At 58.0% G+C, this 3,145-nt stretch carries 3 protein-coding genes; all 3 read right to left on the bottom strand.

The genetic code is table 11. The features are described 5' to 3' along the window. A partial coding sequence (locus KBF66_RS19325; protein ID WP_296661365.1) for an ABC transporter ATP-binding protein occupies positions 1 to 883 on the bottom strand: 883 nt, incomplete at its 3' end. A gap of 29 nt (positions 884 to 912) precedes the next feature. Further along, the gene (locus tag KBF66_RS19320) at positions 913 to 1,767 is read right to left on the bottom strand and encodes a carbohydrate ABC transporter permease (RefSeq protein WP_296659948.1); all 855 of its coding nucleotides are present in this window, start codon (positions 1,765 to 1,767) and stop codon (positions 913 to 915) included. Positions 1,768 to 1,785: 18 nt separating this feature from the next. Further along, on the bottom strand, positions 1,786 to 2,664 hold the full coding sequence (locus KBF66_RS19315; protein WP_296660966.1) for a sugar ABC transporter permease: 879 nt from the start codon (positions 2,662 to 2,664) through the stop codon (positions 1,786 to 1,788). Positions 2,665 to 3,145: the final 481 nt, after the last annotated feature.

Genomic DNA, 3,145 nt, shown 5'->3' with positions numbered 1-3,145 from the left:
GCCAGGTGGCGTCGTCGGTCAGGTGGATGTGTTCCGGGCGCTGGCCCAGCGTGACCTTGCCCTGCGCCGGGCAAGGCAATGCAAGACTGCCACCTTCAAAGGAAAATTGGCCGCTAGCGCCCATCCCGCTTGCGCTACCAGCTATAAAATTCATGGTAGGTGAACCAATGAACCCGGCCACATAGGTATTGGCGGGCAGGCGGTAGATGTCGTCGGGTGTGCCAATCTGCTGCAGGATGCCGTCTTTCATCACCGCGATGCGGGTGCCCAAGGTCATGGCCTCGATCTGGTCGTGCGTCACGTACACGCTGGTGATGCCCGACACTTGATGCAGGCGTTTGATTTCGGCGCGCATCTCCACACGCAGCTTGGCATCCAGATTCGAGAGCGGCTCGTCAAATAAAAACAGCTGCGGGTCACGCGCCAACGCCCGCCCCATGGCCACACGCTGGCGCTGCCCGCCCGAGAGTTGCGCCGGGCGGCGGTCCAGCAGATGCTGGATCTGCAACATTTCGGCGACCTGCTGGATTCGCTTTTGGCGCACCTCGAGTGGGACCTTGCGCATTTCCAGCGCAAAGCCAATGTTGTCGGCCACACTCATGGTCGGGTACAGCGCGTAACTCTGGAACACCATGGCGATGTCACGCTGCGCCGGCGCCACACCAATCACGTTCTTGCCGGCAATCTTGAGTTCACCTTCGGTCGGGTCTTCCAAGCCAGCGATGATGTTGAGCAAGGTCGATTTGCCGCAGCCCGAGGGACCAACCAGAATAAGGAATTCGCCCGGGGCGACCATGATGTCGATTTTTTTCAGGACTTCAACCGCCTTGTCGGCCTTGCCAAAAACCTTGCGGATGCCTGCGATGTGGAGAGATGCTGCCATGATGAGGGTGTCCTTTAAGCGTTTTGCTCTTAACCTTTGACCGCACCGGCAGTCAGACCTTTGACGAAATATTGCCCCGCCAGCACGTACACCAGCATGGTCGGCAGACCGGCGATGATGGCCGCGGCCATGTCGACGTTGTAATTTTTCACGCTGCTGGTGGTGTTGGCCATGTTGTTCAGGCCCACCGTGATGGGTTTGCTGTCGGCGCCGCTAAAAGCCACGCCAAACAGGAAGTCGTTCCAGATGTTGGTGAACTGCCAGATCAACGTCACCATCAAAATCGGCGTGCTCATGGGAATGACAATGCGGTAGAAGATGCGCCAGAAGCCCGCCCCGTCCATGCGCGCGGCGTTGACCAGTTCCCGCGGAATGGCGGTGTAGTAGTTTCTGAAGAACAGCGTGGTGCCTGCCATTCCCGCCAGGCAATGCACCAGCACCAGCCCGGCAATCGAGCTCGAGAGCCCCAGAAAACCCAACACCTGGCTCATTGGCAACAACACCACCTGAAACGGCATGAACACGCCAAACAGGATGAAGCCAAACAGCAGGTCGCTTCCCTTGAACTTCCACATGGAGAGCACATAACCATTGATGGCACCCCAGGCGGTCGAGATCAGCACCGCCGGCACGGCCATCATCACCGAATTCCAGAAATAGGGTTTGAGCCCCCGGCAATCGACGCCAGTGCAGGCGGTCGACCAGGCCAGCGTCCACGATTCGAAGTTGAGCGAGGTCGGCAGGCTCAGCAGGTTGCCCGAGCGGATTTGCTCTGCATCCTTAAAGCTGGTGGCCAGCATCACATACAGAGGCGCCAGAAAGAAAAAGGCCGCAATCAGCAGCACACCGTAAACGGCGGCGCGGGAAAGTGTTTTAGCGTTCATGGTGGTGTGTCCTTGTGCTTAACGCTCATGCGGTTTGGCGCGCAACTCGCTGTACAGATACGGCACCACCAAGGAGGCCACAAACGCCAGCATCATGGTGGCACTGGCTGCCCCCAGGCCAATCTGGCCACGGGTAAAGCTCATGGTGAACATGAAGGTGGCTGGCACGTCAGAGGCATAACCCGGCCCGCCAGCGGTGAGCGCCATCACCAGGTCAAACGCCTTGATCGACAAGTGCGACAAAACCAGAATGGTTGAAAACACCACTGGGCGCAGCACCGGCAAAATGATGCGCCAGTAAATCCGCGGCAGGCTGGCCCCGTCCATTTGAGCCGCCTTGATGATACTGTCGTCAATGCCGCGCAACCCTGCCAGAAACAGCGCCATGGCAAACCCGGCGGACTGCCACACGCCGGCAATCACCACGCAGTAAATGGCGGTGTCGCTTTGCACCAGCCAGTCAAACCCAAACGAGGTCCATCCCAGGTCGTGCATGAGTTTTTCAAGACCCAGGCTGGGGTTCAAAATCCATTTCCAGGCGGTGCCGGTCACAATGAACGACAAAGCCATGGGGTAGAGATAAACGGTGCGCAGGAAACCTTCGCCGCGAATTTTCTGGTCCAGAAAAATCGCCAGCAGCATGCCCAGCAGCATCGAGCCGCCCACATACAACACGCTGAAGACGCCCAGGTTTTTTAGTGCGATGTACCAGCGGTCCATTTCCCACAGGTTGGCGTACTGCTGCAGCCCGACAAACTCGTCGTAATTGGGCAGCATGCGCGAGTTGGTCACGGAGAGCACCCCGTTCCAGATCATCAAGCCATAGATGAATGCAAAGCCGAGTACAAAACCCGGGGCGATCACCAGCTTGGGTAACACGTTTTCAAAGGATTTCATCGTGTTTTTGCCTTTGAGTTGCTTGTTGGAACCATCTCTAAGTCACTTTTGGGATACCCACTTTGTAACCCGACCTGACGGGGTGGGTATTCCGCTGCGTTCGTGTCCCCCGACCGAAAGCCTGCGGCCTTCGATCTCCTCCTTTACCTCACTGCGCGAAACACCCACCCCACCAGGTCTAGCCGCAACTTAGCGTTTCGATGTCGCAGGTCACAGCGCCAAGCAGCTGGGTTGGGGTATGTCCCAAAGCGAAGTAAAGGAGGGGCCCGAAGGGCGGGGGACATGAGCGGCGGGTCGTACCCCAACCCTGCTGCGGGTTAGCGTGCCAACTGTCTCTTGCCCCCTCAACCCGGTTCCCAAAACACCCCTAGGGATGCCAATCAGGGAACCAAAAACCAACTTACTTGGTCGCAGCCGCCTTGGCGATGTTCTTCACACCGTCAGCCACCGAAATCTTGTCGTCATTCCAGAACTGGCTGAC

Origin of the sequence: Rhodoferax sp. (assembly GCF_018063565.1) — a bacterium.
In the GTDB taxonomy this organism is placed as follows: domain Bacteria; phylum Pseudomonadota; class Gammaproteobacteria; order Burkholderiales; family Burkholderiaceae_C; genus Rhodoferax.
This window is presented reverse-complemented; position numbering and strand designations above follow the sequence as displayed.